The following is a 13,982-nucleotide window of genomic DNA, read 5'->3' as shown; positions in this document are numbered from 1 at the left end:
TCAGTACATGCGGCCGGGGTTGAAGATGCCGGCAGGGTCGAAGGCCGCCTTCATTCGTTCGTGGATGCGCGCGACGGCGGGCGCCAGCGGATGGAAGGCGCCGGCGCTCTTGTCCTGGGCACGGTACAGGCTTGCGTGGCCGCCTGCGGCCGCCACGCTGCGGCGGATGCTATCCGCCGCTTCCGGCGCAGCCTTCAGCCAGCGCAGGGCCCCGCCCCACTCGATCAGCTGCTCGCCGCCGAGCACTACGGCGCTGGCCGCAGGCGGCAGCGACAGCCGCCACAGGGTTTCGGTCTCGAAGAAGGCGCTCGTCTGGTCGCGCAGCCCCGTCCAGAATGCGGCGCCGCCGGACACGCGTTCGCCGCCCAGCTTCGCCAGCGCCAGCTGCACCGCGGCCTCGGCGCCTGAAAGGCGCACGGTGAGCACGCCGCCATGCCAGCAGCTTGCAGATACCGGCAGCGGCTGGCCCGCCCATTCGTTCAGGGCCTTCAGCGCTGCAATCTCGTCCAGCTCGAAGCGAATGGTCTCCTCGCGCACCGGCATGGGCAGCACCTTGAGCGACACTTCCATGATGAGGCCCAGCGTGCCGAGGGAGCCCGCCAGCAGGCGCGATACGTCGTAGCCCGCCACGTTCTTCATCACCTGCCCGCCGAAATTCAGGAGCTCACCCTTGTGGCCCATCAGCTTCGCACCCAGCACGAAGTCGCGCACGGCGCCCGCCGCCGCGCGGCGCGGGCCGGAGAGACCGGCGGCGACCACGCCGCCGATGGTGGAGGCGGGGCCGAAGCGTGGAGGCTCGAAAGCGAGCATCTGCCTGCGCTCGGCCAGCAGCGTCTCGATCTCGGCCAAGGGCGTACCACAGCGGGCCGTGATCACCAGCTCGGTGGGCTCATAGTCGACCACGCCGCTGTAGGCGCGCGTATCCAGCACCTCGCCCTGCAGGCGCTGGCCGTACCAGTCCTTGGTGCCGCCGCCGCGCAGGCGCAGGGGCGAGCGCGCGGCGTGGGCCGTCAGGATGCGGTCGCGGAATTGTTCAATAATGGCTTGCATGGTCCTTGGTCAGAAGCGCGGCAGGTCCGCGTGCGGCAGCACGCCGCCGCTCACGCGCATCTTGCCGAATTCGGCGCAGCGGTTCAGCGTGGGAATGGCCTTGTTCGGATTGAGCAGCATGAGCGGATCGAAGGCCCGCTTGAGCGCGAAGAAAGCCTCCAGTTCGGCAGGCTTGAACTGCACGCACATGGAATCGATCTTCTCGATGCCCACGCCATGCTCCCCGGTGATGGTGCCGCCCACTTCCACGCACAGCGCCAGGATCTCGGCGCCAAAGGCTTCGGCGCGCTGCAGCTCGTCCGGCTTGTTCGCATCGAAGAGGATCAGCGGGTGCAGGTTACCGTCACCGGCATGGAAGACGTTGGCGCAGCGCAGGCCGTATTTCACCTCCATCTGCGCGATGCCGGTCAGCACCTGGGCCAGGTTCTTGCGCGGAATGGTGCCGTCCATGCAATAGTAGTCCGGCGAGATGCGGCCCGCCGCCGGGAAGGCGTTCTTGCGGCCCGACCAGAAGCGCAGCCTTTCCTGCTCGCTGTTCGATACGAGGATGGCGCTGGCGCCCGCGCTCTCCAGCACGGCCTTCATGCGCGCGATCTCTTCCTCCACCTCTTCGGCCGTGCCATCCGCCTCGCACAGCAGGATGGCGGCGGCATCGGTGTCGTAGCCCGCCTTCACGAAAGGCTCGACCATGCGCGAGGAGGTCTGGTCCATCATCTCAAGGCCGGCGGGAATGATGCCCGCCGCGATCACGTGCGCCACGGCGTTGCCGCCCGCTACCACGTCGTCGAAAGAAGCCATGATCACGCGCGCGGCGGCAGGCTTTGGCACCAGCTTCACCGTGACTTCGGTGACGACGCCCAGCATGCCTTCGGACCCGATGAAGGCGGCCAGCAGGTCGAGTCCCGGCGCGTCGAGCGATTCCCCACCCAGCTCCACCACATCCCCCTCGATGGTCATCATGCGCACACGGAGCACGTTGTGGACCGTTAGCCCATATTTCAGGCAATGTACGCCGCCCGCATTCTCCGCAACGTTGCCGCCGATGGTGCAGGCGATCTGCGAGGAAGGATCGGGCGCATAGTAAAGGCCATACTGCGCAGCCGCTTCCGAAATGGCGAGGTTGCGCACGCCAGGCTGTACGACCGCCGTGCGCGAATACGCATCCATGCGCACAATGCGGTTCAGGCGCGCGGTGGAAAGCACGACGCCGTCCGCGATGGGCATAGCGCCGCCCGAGAGCCCCGTGCCCGCGCCACGCGGCACGATGGGCACGCCGTACTTGCGGCACACTCCCAGCACCGCGGCCACCTGCGCTTCAGTTTCCGGCAGCGTGACGATCATGGGGGGCTGGCGGTAGGCCGCCAGGCCATCGCACTCGTAAGGGCGCGTGTCTTCCAGCTTGTGCAGCACGCAGTGCGGCGGCAGCACGGCAAGCAACGCCTCCGCCACGCTGCGCTGGCGTTCCTCGCAGAAGGCGCTTTGGGTGGAAGGGGAATTCATGTCACATCGTGGGGAAGGGATTGGGCGAGCATGAATTGTATGGCGAATCCGCGCACGGAGGCGAAATCCCCGCCCAACCATTGGTAATTTGGCGTATCCTCGCAGCTTCGGAACTTTTGCAGGTAGAACGAGATGGGTAACCGACTCTCAAAAATCGCCACCCGCACCGGCGACAAGGGCACCACCGGCCTGGGCGACGGCAGCCGCACCGACAAGGACAGCGTGCGCATCCACGCCATTGGCGAAGTGGATGAGCTGAACTCGAACCTCGGCCTGCTGCTCTGCGAAGCCATGCCGGACGATATGCGCGAAGAACTGGTATCGATCCAGCACGACCTGTTCGACCTGGGCGGAGAGCTGTGCATTCCGGGCTACCAGATGATCAAGGAAGAGCATGTGGAACGCCTGGACAGCCTGCTGGAGAAATACAACGCCACCCTGCCCGCGCTGACCGAATTCATTTTGCCCGCAGGCTCGCGAGCCGCGTCGCTGGCCCACGTATGCCGCACGGTTTGCCGCCGCGCCGAGCGCAGCATCGTCACCCTGGGCAAGGCGGAAACGATTCACGACTATCCACGGCAGTACGTGAACCGCCTGTCCGACCTGCTGTTCGTGCTCTCCCGCGTACTGAACCGCTTCGCAGGGGGCAGCGACGTGCTGTGGCGGCACGACCGCAAGCGCGGATAAAAAAAGCGCCGCATTGTGAACTGACCCCAAAGAGTTGGACAGTTTAGTTAGGCAGCCAAGGGCTGAGTCCGGAATTGTACCGGGCTCAGCCCTTTTAGTTTGAGCTTGATGCGGTCATGGTTGTAGTAATGGATGTAGCGCTTCAGCCCAGCCCTGAGTTCCTCGACGCTGTTGAACTTATTGAGGTAGAAGAACTCGGTCTTCAACACCGCGAAAAAGCTCTCCATCGCCGCGTTATCGAGGCAGTTTCCCTTCCGCGACATGCTTTGCACCAGCTCGCGTTGGTGGAGCTGACGCTGGTAGGCGGGCATACGATATTGCCACCCCTGGTCGGAATGAAGCATCGGTTTGTCGTTGGGGCCGAGTTTCGCCAGTGCCTGCTTCAGCATTGAGCTGACCAATTCGAACTTGGGACGCTCGGCGGTTTCGAAGGCGACGATTTCGCCGTTGTAGAGATCGAGCACAGGCGAAAGATACAGCTTCCTGCCGGCCACATTGAACTCGGTCACATCGGTAACCCACTTCTGGTTGGCGGCATCGGCCTGGAACTGGCGGTTCAGCTCGTTCGATGCAGCACGCCCCACCTCGCCCCTGAATGATCGGTATTTCTTGGGTCGAACCAGCGATTTCAGTCCCAGCGTTCCCATCAAGCGCTGTACTTTTTTATGGTTGACCAGCAGACCCAGCTGACGCACCGCGGCAGTGACGCGGCGATAGCCATAACGTCCCTGGTGACGATTAAATATCGTCTTGATCTGCTCTTTAACCTGCGCGTGCTTGTCGCCGCCTTGAAGCACTTTCTGCTGGTAGTAGAAGGTGCTGCGCGGCAGCTTTGCCAGCTTCAACAATCCGGCAATTGGATACTGCTGCCTTAGTTCCTGCACTACTTGCGCTTTTTGGCGGGAGTCGCCTTCTGCTGTGCTTGAACCAAGGCTCGCAACTTTTTTAGATATGCCACCTCCATGCGGAGATGGTTTACCTCCGCCAGCAGCTCCTCGCGGGTGCGCGTGTCATCGTTGGGGGAATCTTCTGTTTTTTCCGTTGCGGTTGCCATCTTGCTCGGTTTTCCTCGTTGGCCGGGCTGCAGGGCAAGACTGAGAGCTTGAACTCGGCACTGTAGTGGCTGAACTTCTTCTTGAGTCCTCCGACACCATGGGCCCGGAACGACTCCACCCAGCGTCGCACCATCCCATATGCGACCCTATGCTCTTGCGCGATCGTCCTGTAACCGGCCCCGCCGCGCAGGTACTGCTGAACTACCGCTAGCTTGAACTTCTCATCGTACTTCGTCATGAAAAAACCCCAAAAGTTGGTGTCCAACTCTTGGGGTTCAGTTCAGCATTGCGGCGCTTTTTTTTGTGATGCGGACTTAGACTCCGAAATCGCAATCGTACTTGCACATATCGTAGACCTTCTGGCAGGCCCCGGTGGCATGTGGCGAGTTGGCCAGGCAGGCCAGCTGCTCGTCGCGGCAGGCCGCGTAGCATTCCGGGCTTCCCGAAGCGAAGGCGGCCGAAATACCGGCGCCCAGGGCGAAAACGAAGACAAGAGCTTTTTTCATGTCGGTTTTTCCTTTTTGGGTTAGGCACATAAGAATATGCGCCGATCAAATATAGGAAGCCGAAGGGTTAATGTCAATAAAGCAATGTTACTTCTGATTTAATAGCGATGTAATTACGCATCACTATTAATCCGATATTTATTCAGCCGACATTCCCGGTAATTGGGCGAGGCGCGGCTGGATAAACTCCATGAATAATCGCGCGCGGGCGGGTTGGTAGCGCCGCGTGGGATAGAGCAGATGGATTTCCTGCGGGTCGCCATGCCATTCCTTGAGCACGCGGCGCAGCTTCCTGGCTGCGACCAGGTCCTGCACCAGCCACGCGGGACACAGGCCGATGCCTGCGCCAGCGAGCAGGCTGTCGCGGATCGCCAGCGCGTTGTTGACCCGGAAGCGGCCATGCGTCTGCACCGTGAGGCTGGCGCCCGCCGCGTGCAGCGTGATCCGGTCGCCGCTGGCCAGCCAGGCAAAGCGGATGTAGCTATGGTGTGACAGCTCCTCGGGATGCGCCGGCGCGGGATTGGCCTTCAGGTAGGCCGGCGAGGCGACCAGCCAGCGCGGCGACACGGCTACCTTGCGCGCCACCGCATTGGGCGGCAGGCTCCCGCCCAGGCGCAGCGCAACGTCGACGCCGTCCTCGACCAGGTCCGCCATGCGGTCGTTCAGAATCAGCTCGACCTCCATGCCGGGATAGGCGCGCAGGAAGTCCTGCACGATGCCGTTGAGGGCGAACTGGCCAAGCGCCACCGGCGCATTCACCCGCAGGAGGCCCGCCGCCGCCGCTGTTTCGCCGCGCGCGTCCGCCACCGCCTCGGCGTATTCCTCCAGCAGTCCCTTGGCCCGCGCATAGAAGCGCCGGCCAGGTACCGTCAACGCCAGGCTGGCCGTGCTTCGCTCAAGGAGGCGCACGCGCAGCCCGTCCTCCAGCGCGGCCACGATCTTGCTGGCATTGGACTGCGTGGTGTGCAGCTCGCGGGCGGCCGCCGACAGGCTTCCCAGTTCAACGGCGCGCACAAACACGTGCAAGGATCGGAAGTCGCTCATTCACTTATTCCATATTCGACTGATCAATAGTCAATTTTACCCACTACTATAACAATTTGAACTGAATGATGATCCTTCCACTGTCAATCAAAAGGAGAAGATCATGATTCAACGTTCCACCGCCTGGCTGCTTGCCGCCATGCTGGCCTCCCTTCCCGTAGCGGCTGCGGAACCCACCTGGACTACCAGCTGGTACGCCGCGCCGCAGCCCAGCTGGGGTCCGGCATTCGCGCTTCCGACCAATGTTCCGCCAGTGCTCGCGGCGCAGACGGTGCGCGAAACCCTGCGCACGAGCGCCGGTGGCGGCAGCCTGCGCGTAATGCTGTCCAACCGCTACGGCAAGGCTCCACTGGTCATCGGCGAGGCGCGCGTCGCAAGGACCCGCGAGGCCCAGGCGGCGACGCAAGGAGCCGGGGCCGGGCTGCGCTTCGGCGGACAGCCCGGGGTGACGATACCGCCGGGCGGGTCTGCGCTCAGCGATCCCGTCGACTTCCGCACGGAAGCGCTGGAGCGCCTGAGCGTGTCGCTGTGGCTTCCTGGCCGGGCGGCGCTGGACAGTTTTCACTGGGGCGCGCAGCAGACGGCCTGGCTCGCGCAGGGGAACCAGAGCGCCGCCGAGCTGATGTCCGCTGCGCAGCCCATGCATGGGCGCAGCTTCGTCAGCGCTCTTCACGTAAGCGGCCCGGCCGGGGCGACGCTGGTGGCGTTCGGCGACTCCATCACCGACGGCAATGGCTCCACGCCGGACGCCAACCGGCGCTGGCCCGACTATCTCGCCGAACGCCTCGCGCCACACGGCATCGCAGTCGCCAACGCAGGCATCTCGGGCGCCCGCCTTCTTGCGGACGGCATGGGTGTGAAGGCGGCCGAGCGCTTCCGTCACGACGTGCTGGAGCAGCCCGGCGTCAAGGCCGTGGTGATCCTCATGGGAATTAACGACATTGGATGGCCCCGCAGCGCCTTCGCCCCGCAGGATGCGCCGATGACGGCAGAGCGGATGATTGGCGCCTACCGCCAGCTGATCGCCATGGCTCACGAACACAATGTCAAAGTGATCGGCGCCACCCTGCTGCCGTATGAGGGCTCGCTGCATGGCACACCGTTCTCGGGGCATTACACGCCTGAAAAGGATGCGGTGAGGCGCGAAGTGAATGAATGGATCAGGAGCAGCGGCGCCTTCGATGCCGTGGCCGACCTGGATGCCGTGACGCGGGATCCCTCGCATCCATCACGGCTGCTTGCCCGCTACGATTCGGGCGACCACCTGCATCCCGGCGACGAGGGTTACCGCGCTATCGCGGAAAGCTTCAGCCTCGAACAGCTGCGTGCCATGGTGGCGCCCTGAAAGTCAGCGGTGGGCGATTTAGCGGCGGGCTGCTTTAAGGGCCGCGTCAATGGCGTCGGGCTTGAAGCCCATGATCAGGCGGTCGCCAATCAGGATGGCCGGAACCGACTTGACCTTCAGCTCCGAGTATTTTTTGCGTGCGCTCTCGGACTTGTCCACGTTGAAATCGGCAAAAGCCACCTTGTGCTGGCCGAGGTACTCACGCGTTTTAGCGCAGTAGGGGCAGGTCGTCGTGCCATACACCACGACCTGTGTTTTGGCTTCCGCGTAATGCGTGGAGAAATCGCCTTGCTGGTAGGGGCGCTCCAGGAGCTTGGGAAGCTTTGCGGCGCCCACGCCCACGATCAGGCCAGCAGCAAGTACCAGTCCGTACATCAGCAGAGACTTCAGTTTTGCTTTCAACATTTCTCCTCCGTGCTATATAGCGCTGGCAAATATAAGACGAAGGGTTTTTGGCTGTCAAAAAATAATGTCGCTTATATTTTGAAAGCTGACGCGTTTATGCATCGCTTGTTATCTGCAATTGAATCAAGGCAGTGGAATTAATGCGCGATTTGCGGTATCGCGCGTTCGCGCGCGATCTGCAAAAGGCGCTTGCGGGTTTTATCGAACAGCTCGCGGGACTCGGGCGGAACGGTGGCCCGCACATACTCCCGGTAGTCCGTGGACTCGCAGGCGGCGCCGTTCAGGCATGGCAGCAGCGCGCGGTAGCTGTTCGCGCAATCGCCGACTATCTCGCATACGGCCACCGACATCGCCATGTACAGCAATGGGCGTTCATCGCCCGTGCGGAATTCTTCGCCCAGGCTCTCGGCGAAGAAGTCGATATTGGCATCCAGCGTGGCCGCGATGAGATAGGGGTCGTTGCTGGCATAGGCGTGCTGCAGGTCGGCCACGCTCGTTTCGCGGCTGGGTGGCAGCAAAGCCCCGCGCTCGTTCAGCAGCGCGTCGGGAGCACCGCGCGCGTTCGAGTAGCGCAGCGCCGCCTGGACCGCACGCTCATCGGGGTAGTAGGCGGCAACGTCGCGGCAGCGGTGCTGCAGTTCACCAATAACGCGTACCGCGGCCTGAAGGACAGCCCCCCGGTCCGCGGCGCTTGCGCGGCGCGTATCGGCACGGGCCACTTCCATGCAGCGCACGTAGGCGATCCAGGCGTAGAAGCGCCCTCCTTCTTCGGGACGCTGCATCGCGTCCTGGATGAAGGCTGCATAGTTTTCCGCGGTTTCGAAGCGCTGCCGCATGGCGGCGGTGGGCGGCGGCGAGCCAGGAACCCTTGTGGCGCCTGGCGCGGCGGGATGCAGCGCATTCGCGACGGCCATGCGCGCTGGCTGAGTGGCGGCAGGGTGCGGCGCTTCCTGATCGGAAGGACGAATGAAGAAGGAAAGCAGCAAGCCGATGGCCACGGCCGCGAGAATCAGCACAGGCCAGCGAGCATTGCGCATGATCGCCTGGCCTGCCCGATGAAAATCAGGAGTTGTTGACGACCAGGCGCGGCTCGTCGCCAGCGAAGAAGCGCTGGCGGACCGAAGCGGCGATGCCCGCTGCGTCGAGGCCTACGCTTGCCAGCAGCTTGGCCGGGTCGCCGTGGTCGATGAACTTGTCCGGCAGGCCGAGCATGAGCAGCGGCTTGACGATGCCCTGTTCGGCCAGCGATTCGGCCACGGCCGCACCTGCGCCGCCCATCACCGAACCCTCTTCCACCGTCACGAGGTAATCGTGGTCGGCGGCGAGCTGCTTGACGAGGGCCGCATCCAGCGGCTTCACGAAGCGCATGTTGGCCACGGTGGCATTCAGCTGCTCGCCAGCGGCCACGCTCGGCGCCACCATGGAGCCGAAGGCAAGGATGGCGATCTTCTGGCCCGTGCGGCGGATCTCGCCCTTGCCGAATGGGACGGACACAAGCTCCTGCTGGATCGCGGCGCCAACGCCGGCGCCGCGCGGGTAGCGCACGGCGGCCGGGCCCTGGTAATGGAAGGCCGTCGTCAGCATCTGGCGGCACTCGTTTTCGTCCGAAGGCGCCATCACCACCATGTTCGGGATGCAGCGCAGGTAGGCCAGGTCGTAATTGCCCGCGTGGGTTGCGCCGTCGGCGCCCACCAGGCCTGCACGGTCCAGGGCGAAGGTCACGTCCAGGTTCTGCAGGGCCACGTCGTGGATCAGCTGGTCGTAGGCGCGCTGCAGGAAGGTCGAATAGATCGCCACCACAGGCTTCAGGCCTTCACAGGCCAGGCCTGCGCCGAAGGTCACCGAGTGCTGTTCGGCGATGCCGACGTCGAAATAGCGGTCCGGATGTTCCTGCTCGAAGCGCACCATGCCCGAACCTTCGCGCATGGCGGGCGTGATGCCGACCAGGCGCTTGTCATGCTTGGCCATGTCGCACAGCCAGTTGCCGAACACCTCGGTGTAGGTGATCTTCGACGGCGGCGCGGGCTTGATGCCTTCGGCCGGGTTGAACTTGCCGGTGCCGTGGTAGAGGATAGGCTCGGCCTCGGCCAGCTTGTAGCCTTGCCCCTTCTTCGTCACCACGTGCAGGAACTGCGGGCCTTTCAGCTGGCGGATATTCTGCAGCGTGGGGATAAGCGAGTCGAGGTCATGGCCGTCGATGGGGCCGATGTAGTTGAAGCCGAATTCCTCGAACATGGTTGCAGGAACGACGAGGCCCTTCGCATGCTCCTCGATGCGCTTCGCGAACTCCAGCATGGGGCCGGGCAGCACGGACTTGCCGACGTTCTTCGCAGCGGCGTAGAACTGGCCGGACATGAGCCGCGCCAGGTAGCGGTTCAGCGCTCCCACCGGCGGCGAAATCGACATGTCGTTATCGTTCAGGATCACCAGCAGGTTCAGGTCTTCTTCCACGCCCGCGTTGTTCAGGGCTTCGAAGGCCATGCCCGCCGTCATGGAGCCGTCGCCGATCACGGCGATGGCGTGGCGCTGCTCGCCCTTGATCTTCGCCGCCTGGGCCATGCCCAGCGCCGCCGAGATCGACGTGGACGAGTGGGCCGTGCCGAAGGTGTCGTACTCGCTTTCCACGCGGCGCGGGAAGCCGGAGATGCCGTTCAGCTGGCGCAGCGTATGGAACTGGTCGCGGCGCCCGGTGAGAATCTTGTGCGAATAGGTCTGGTGCCCCACATCCCACACGATGCGGTCCTGCGGGGTGTTGAACACATAGTGCAGCGCGACGGTGAGCTCCACCGTGCCCAGGTTCGAGGACAGGTGGCCGCCGGTCTTCGACACGGAATCGAGCAGGAAGCCGCGCAGCTCGTCGGCCAGGGGCTTGAGCTGGGTGCGCGGCAGCTTGCGCAGGTCGGCCGGATTGTTGATGGTTTCAAGCAGTTTCATTTAAGCCTTCCGCTGCACGATAAGGTCGGCGATCTCGCGCAGACGCAGTGCAGATTCTCCGAATGGGGCGAGTGCGGCATGCGCCTCGCGCCGTAATTGTTCTGCCAGTGCGATCGAAGGCTCCAGGCCCAGGATCGACACATAGGTGGGCTTGTTGTCCGCGGCGTCCTTGCCCGCGGTCTTGCCCAGGGTGGCCGAATCGGCCGTGGCGTCGAGCACATCGTCCACCACCTGGAAGGCCAGGCCGATGGCGCGGCTGTAGTCGTCCAGCGCCTTCTGTTCGGCCGCATCCAGCGATTTTCCTGCCAGGGCGCCCAGCACTACGGACGCGCGCAGCAGGGCGCCCGTCTTCAGCTGGTGCATGCGTTCGAGCTGCTCCTGGGTCAGGCTCAGGCCCACGCTATCGAGGTCGATGGCCTGGCCGCCGCACATGCCCGAGGAACCGGCTGCCTGGGCCAGCAGCGCCAGCATGGCGACCTGGCGCTCCGGCGGCAGCGTGGTAGCCTCGGCCAGCACGGTGAAGGCCTGGGACTGCAGCGCATCGCCCACCAGCAGCGCGGTCGCCTCGTCGTAGGCCACGTGCACGGTCGGCTTGCCGCGGCGAAGATCGTCGTCGTCCATGCAGGGCATGTCGTCGTGCACCAGCGAATAGGCGTGGATCATCTCGACGGCGGCGGCGGCTCGGCTCAGGGCCTGCGCGTCGGCGCCGAAGAGCGCTCCGGCCGCGTACACCAGCAGCGGGCGCACACGCTTGCCGCCGCCCAGCAGGGCATAGCGCATTGCCGCGTGCAGCCTGGTGGGAATGGCTTGGGCGGCGGGGAGATAAGCCGACATGTCGGCCTCCATGCCCGCCTGGATGGTTTTCATCCAGTCCTGGAAGGAGGCGCTCATTGCTGCGCCTCGCCGTCTTCCGCGAAGGGCTTGAGCATGTCGCCTTCCAGGACCTTCACCTGCGATTCGACCTTGTCGAGTTGCGCCGCGCAATACTTCACCAGCTCGGAGCCGCGCGCATAGGCCGCCACGGAAGCCTCCAGCGGCAGCTGTCCGGCTTCCATCTGCGTGACCAGCTGCGCCAGCTCGGCCATCGCATCCTCGAATGAGGCGGGGGCGGCGTTCTCGGCATTCATTTTCTTGGACATAGATACTCAATCGCTCAGTGTAGCCCGTTATTTTAGAACAAACTGTCCGCCACGGTCTAAAAATGCCGGGCTTACGGATCAGCCCATGTTGCAATTCCGGCCACGCTAGATTGTTCGCCCTGCGGGGCGAGGCAGCCGGAGAAATTCGGGCAAAATGGGGCCATTCGCGCTATAATCTCCGGTTCTGTCCGAAATACCGTTTTTATACTCTGAATTCAGGTCTTTGCGGATTCTGTCTCTTCTTGGTTTGCAGTACTTTAATTAAGGGGGGTTGGGATGTCCGATCTGGGTACCCACGCCAGGCTAGCGCGCTCCAACGCGCAACTACCGGTTAGCGTCTATTTTGACGAAGCGCTTCTGCAGCGCGAAATGCAGCACTTGTTTCAGGCAGGCCCACGCTACGTGGGACACGAATTGATGGTGCCGAATGTCGGCGACTTTGCGACCCTCGTTGCGGAAGACGAAGGGCGCATGCTGGTCCGTAACGCGCAAGGCCTCGAACTGCTCTCCAACGTCTGCCGTCACCGCCAGGCGCTCATGTTCAATGGCCGTGGCAATGCGAACAATATTGTCTGCCCCCTGCATCGCTGGACCTATGACCTGAAGGGTGAGCTGATCGGGGCGCCGCATTTCCCCGAAACGCCTTGCCTGAACCTGCCGAAGACGCGGCTGCAGAACTGGAACGGGCTGCTGTTCGAGCAGAACGGCTACAACGTGATGGAAAAGCTCTCGAAGCTCTCCGTCACCAAGGACCTCGATTTCAGCGGCTACATGTTCGACCACGTCGAAGTGCACCACTGCGACTACAACTGGAAGACCTTCATCGAGGTCTACCTGGAGGACTACCACGTCGAGCCTTTCCACCCGGGCCTGGGCTCCTTCGTGAGCTGCGACGACCTGCGCTGGGAATTCGGCGCGGACTACAGCGTGCAGACCGTGGGCGTGAACCGCGGCCTGCGCAAGTCCGGCTCGCCGGTCTACCAGAAATGGCACGAGCAGCTGCTCAAGTTCCGCGGCGGCGAGGCGCCGCCCTTCGGCGCCATCTGGCTCACGCTCTACCCCAATATCATGGTGGAGTGGTATCCGCACGTGCTGGTGGTATCGACCCTGTGGCCGGACGGGCCGCAGCGCACGAAGAACGTGGTGGAGTTCTACTACCCCGAAGAGATCGTGCTGTTCGAGCGGGAATTCATCGAAGCGGAACGCGCGGCCTACATGGAAACCTGCGTCGAGGACGACGAAATCGCCCTGCGCATGGATGCCGGACGGCGCATTCTCATGCAGCGCGGCACCAGCGATGCGGGGCCGTACCAGTCGCCGATGGAAGACGGCATGCAGCACTTCCATGAGTGGTATCGCAGCAAAATAACACTTTAAGGAAGTCATGCAGTCACTGTGGATGCTATTTGCCAGTTTCATGTTTGCCGCAATGGGCGTCTGCGTGAAACTGGCCTCGGGACTGTATTCGACTTCCGAAATCGTGATGTACAGGGGCGTGGTCGGCATCACCATCCTCTCCTGCATGATCTGGTTCCAGGGCGGCACCCTGCGTACCCGCTTCGCCATGGGCCACCTCTGGCGCGGCGTCGTCGGCGTGGTCTCGCTGTGGATGTGGTTCTACGCCATCGCCAAGCTGCCCCTCGCCACCGCCATGACGCTCAACTACATGGCGCCCATCTGGATCGCCGTCTGGCTCTTTACCCACGGCTGGTGGCACAAGCGCAAGGGCGTGGAATGGCCGCTCACGGTGGCCATCTTCATGAGCTTCGTCGGCGTGACCCTGCTGCTGCAGCCCGCCTTCCACGCCAATCTGCTGTTCGACGCGCTCATCGCGCTCGGCTCCTCCGTGCTCTCCGCCATGGCCTATATGCAGGTGCGCAAGCTGGGGCTTGCGGGCGAACCCGAATATCGCGTCGTCTACTTCTTCTCAGTCATGAACCTGCTCGCTGGAGCGGGCGGCCATGTCGCCGAAGCGGGCGGCGGTCCCGTCGTGTGGCACTCGCTCAACAACACCTACGGCTTCCTGCTCCTGCTGGGCATAGGCCTGTGCGCCACGGCCGCGCAGATGGCCATGACGCGCGCCTACCGCGTGGGCAAGACCCTTGTGGTGGCGAATCTTCAATACACCGGCATCGTCTTCTCCAGCGTATGGGGCGTGCTGGTGTTCAGCGACACCTTCGACTGGCACAGCTGGCTGGGCATCGGCATCATCCTCGCCTCCGGCATGGCGGCCACGTTCTACAATACCCGCAACACGGACAAAGGCGCAGCCATCGCCAAGACCGACCCGATTGCCAGCGAAGTATAAGGAGACAGC

General features: G+C 63.5%; 13 protein-coding genes and 1 pseudogene. 4 read left to right on the top strand and 10 right to left on the bottom strand.

What is annotated here, in order from left to right; all coding sequences use genetic code 11:
- Both glcE and LSQ66_RS01180 read right to left on the bottom strand, forming a co-directional pair.
- A complete protein-coding gene (gene glcE, locus LSQ66_RS01185) occupies positions 1-1,050 on the bottom strand; it encodes a glycolate oxidase subunit GlcE (protein WP_231767997.1) in 1,050 nt (349 codons plus the stop codon).
- A 9-nt stretch (positions 1,051-1,059) separates the two neighbouring features.
- Positions 1,060-2,550 (bottom strand): FAD-linked oxidase C-terminal domain-containing protein, encoded by a 1,491-nt coding sequence (locus tag LSQ66_RS01180; RefSeq protein ID WP_231767996.1) that lies wholly within the window; start codon positions 2,548-2,550, stop codon positions 1,060-1,062.
- Between the two features lie 132 nt (positions 2,551-2,682).
- Here LSQ66_RS01180 and LSQ66_RS01175 point away from each other — a divergent pair, with 132 nt between their 5' ends.
- Positions 2,683-3,237, top strand: coding sequence for a cob(I)yrinic acid a,c-diamide adenosyltransferase (locus LSQ66_RS01175; protein ID WP_231767995.1), 555 nt, complete (start codon positions 2,683-2,685; stop codon positions 3,235-3,237).
- Positions 3,238-3,284: 47 nt separating this feature from the next.
- Here LSQ66_RS01175 and LSQ66_RS01170 read toward each other — a convergent pair.
- The 3 genes and pseudogenes from LSQ66_RS01170 to LSQ66_RS01160 all read right to left on the bottom strand — a co-directional run bounded on the left by LSQ66_RS01170 (position 3,285) and on the right by LSQ66_RS01160 (position 5,842).
- Positions 3,285-4,530: pseudogene (locus LSQ66_RS01170) on the bottom strand (IS3 family transposase).
- Positions 4,531-4,606: 76 nt separating this feature from the next.
- On the bottom strand, positions 4,607-4,798 hold the full coding sequence (locus tag LSQ66_RS01165; RefSeq protein ID WP_231767994.1) for a hypothetical protein: 192 nt from the start codon (positions 4,796-4,798) through the stop codon (positions 4,607-4,609).
- 138 nt (positions 4,799-4,936) lie between these two features.
- Positions 4,937-5,842 carry a LysR family transcriptional regulator gene (locus tag LSQ66_RS01160; protein ID WP_231767993.1) on the bottom strand — a complete coding sequence of 302 codons (906 nt, stop codon included), beginning with the start codon at positions 5,840-5,842 and terminating at the stop codon, positions 4,937-4,939.
- Between the two features lie 103 nt (positions 5,843-5,945).
- On the opposite strand from LSQ66_RS01160, the gene LSQ66_RS01155 reads away from it, so the two are divergent.
- Positions 5,946-7,187, top strand: coding sequence for an SGNH/GDSL hydrolase family protein (locus LSQ66_RS01155; RefSeq protein WP_231767992.1), 1,242 nt, complete (start codon positions 5,946-5,948; stop codon positions 7,185-7,187).
- A gap of 18 nt (positions 7,188-7,205) precedes the next feature.
- Here the strand turns inward: LSQ66_RS01155 and LSQ66_RS01150 are convergent, their stop codons facing one another.
- From LSQ66_RS01150 to LSQ66_RS01130, 5 genes are all read right to left on the bottom strand, one after another.
- Positions 7,206-7,592 (bottom strand): glutaredoxin family protein, encoded by a 387-nt coding sequence (locus LSQ66_RS01150; protein ID WP_231767991.1) that lies wholly within the window; start codon positions 7,590-7,592, stop codon positions 7,206-7,208.
- Positions 7,593-7,729: 137 nt separating this feature from the next.
- On the bottom strand, positions 7,730-8,629 hold the full coding sequence (locus LSQ66_RS01145; RefSeq protein ID WP_231767990.1) for a hypothetical protein: 900 nt from the start codon (positions 8,627-8,629) through the stop codon (positions 7,730-7,732).
- A 25-nt stretch (positions 8,630-8,654) separates the two neighbouring features.
- Complete coding sequence (gene dxs / locus LSQ66_RS01140) at positions 8,655-10,526, bottom strand: 1-deoxy-D-xylulose-5-phosphate synthase (RefSeq protein WP_231767989.1); 1,872 nt, start codon at positions 10,524-10,526, stop codon at positions 8,655-8,657.
- A complete protein-coding gene (locus tag LSQ66_RS01135; RefSeq protein ID WP_231767988.1) occupies positions 10,527-11,417 on the bottom strand; it encodes a polyprenyl synthetase family protein in 891 nt (296 codons plus the stop codon). It abuts the gene before it with no gap.
- The gene (locus LSQ66_RS01130) at positions 11,414-11,665 is read right to left on the bottom strand and encodes an exodeoxyribonuclease VII small subunit (protein ID WP_231767987.1); all 252 of its coding nucleotides are present in this window, start codon (positions 11,663-11,665) and stop codon (positions 11,414-11,416) included. The genes LSQ66_RS01135 and LSQ66_RS01130 overlap by 4 nt, the downstream gene beginning before the upstream one ends.
- 276 nt (positions 11,666-11,941) lie before the next feature.
- Here LSQ66_RS01130 and LSQ66_RS01125 point away from each other — a divergent pair, with 276 nt between their 5' ends.
- Together LSQ66_RS01125 and LSQ66_RS01120 are read left to right on the top strand one after the other, a co-directional pair.
- Positions 11,942-13,042 carry an aromatic ring-hydroxylating oxygenase subunit alpha gene (locus LSQ66_RS01125; RefSeq protein WP_231767986.1) on the top strand — a complete coding sequence of 367 codons (1,101 nt, stop codon included), beginning with the start codon at positions 11,942-11,944 and terminating at the stop codon, positions 13,040-13,042.
- Between the two features lie 7 nt (positions 13,043-13,049).
- Positions 13,050-13,973, top strand: coding sequence for a DMT family transporter (locus tag LSQ66_RS01120; RefSeq protein WP_231767985.1), 924 nt, complete (start codon positions 13,050-13,052; stop codon positions 13,971-13,973).
- Positions 13,974-13,982: the final 9 nt, after the last annotated feature.

Source organism: Massilia endophytica (genome assembly GCF_021165955.1).
Taxonomy (GTDB): domain Bacteria; phylum Pseudomonadota; class Gammaproteobacteria; order Burkholderiales; family Burkholderiaceae_D; genus Rugamonas; species Rugamonas endophytica.
Note: the sequence above shows the minus strand (reverse complement) of the source record. Positions and strands in the feature narration are given on the sequence as shown.

What these genes read in the sequence shown, in the direction of transcription:
- glcE (WP_231767997.1), bottom strand. Translation starts at nt 1,050, where the DNA reads ATGCAAGCCATTATTGAACAATTCCGCGACCGCATCCTGACGGCCCAC.
- LSQ66_RS01180 (WP_231767996.1), bottom strand. Translation starts at nt 2,550, where the DNA reads ATGAATTCCCCTTCCACCCAAAGCGCCTTCTGCGAGGAACGCCAGCGC.
- LSQ66_RS01175 (WP_231767995.1), top strand. Translation starts at nt 2,683, where the DNA reads ATGGGTAACCGACTCTCAAAAATCGCCACCCGCACCGGCGACAAGGGC.
- LSQ66_RS01165 (WP_231767994.1), bottom strand. Translation starts at nt 4,798, where the DNA reads ATGAAAAAAGCTCTTGTCTTCGTTTTCGCCCTGGGCGCCGGTATTTCG.
- LSQ66_RS01160 (WP_231767993.1), bottom strand. Translation starts at nt 5,842, where the DNA reads ATGAGCGACTTCCGATCCTTGCACGTGTTTGTGCGCGCCGTTGAACTG.
- LSQ66_RS01155 (WP_231767992.1), top strand. Translation starts at nt 5,946, where the DNA reads ATGATTCAACGTTCCACCGCCTGGCTGCTTGCCGCCATGCTGGCCTCC.
- LSQ66_RS01150 (WP_231767991.1), bottom strand. Translation starts at nt 7,592, where the DNA reads ATGTTGAAAGCAAAACTGAAGTCTCTGCTGATGTACGGACTGGTACTT.
- LSQ66_RS01145 (WP_231767990.1), bottom strand. Translation starts at nt 8,629, where the DNA reads ATGCGCAATGCTCGCTGGCCTGTGCTGATTCTCGCGGCCGTGGCCATC.
- dxs (WP_231767989.1), bottom strand. Translation starts at nt 10,526, where the DNA reads ATGAAACTGCTTGAAACCATCAACAATCCGGCCGACCTGCGCAAGCTG.
- LSQ66_RS01135 (WP_231767988.1), bottom strand. Translation starts at nt 11,417, where the DNA reads ATGAGCGCCTCCTTCCAGGACTGGATGAAAACCATCCAGGCGGGCATG.
- LSQ66_RS01130 (WP_231767987.1), bottom strand. Translation starts at nt 11,665, where the DNA reads ATGTCCAAGAAAATGAATGCCGAGAACGCCGCCCCCGCCTCATTCGAG.
- LSQ66_RS01125 (WP_231767986.1), top strand. Translation starts at nt 11,942, where the DNA reads ATGTCCGATCTGGGTACCCACGCCAGGCTAGCGCGCTCCAACGCGCAA.
- LSQ66_RS01120 (WP_231767985.1), top strand. Translation starts at nt 13,050, where the DNA reads ATGCAGTCACTGTGGATGCTATTTGCCAGTTTCATGTTTGCCGCAATG.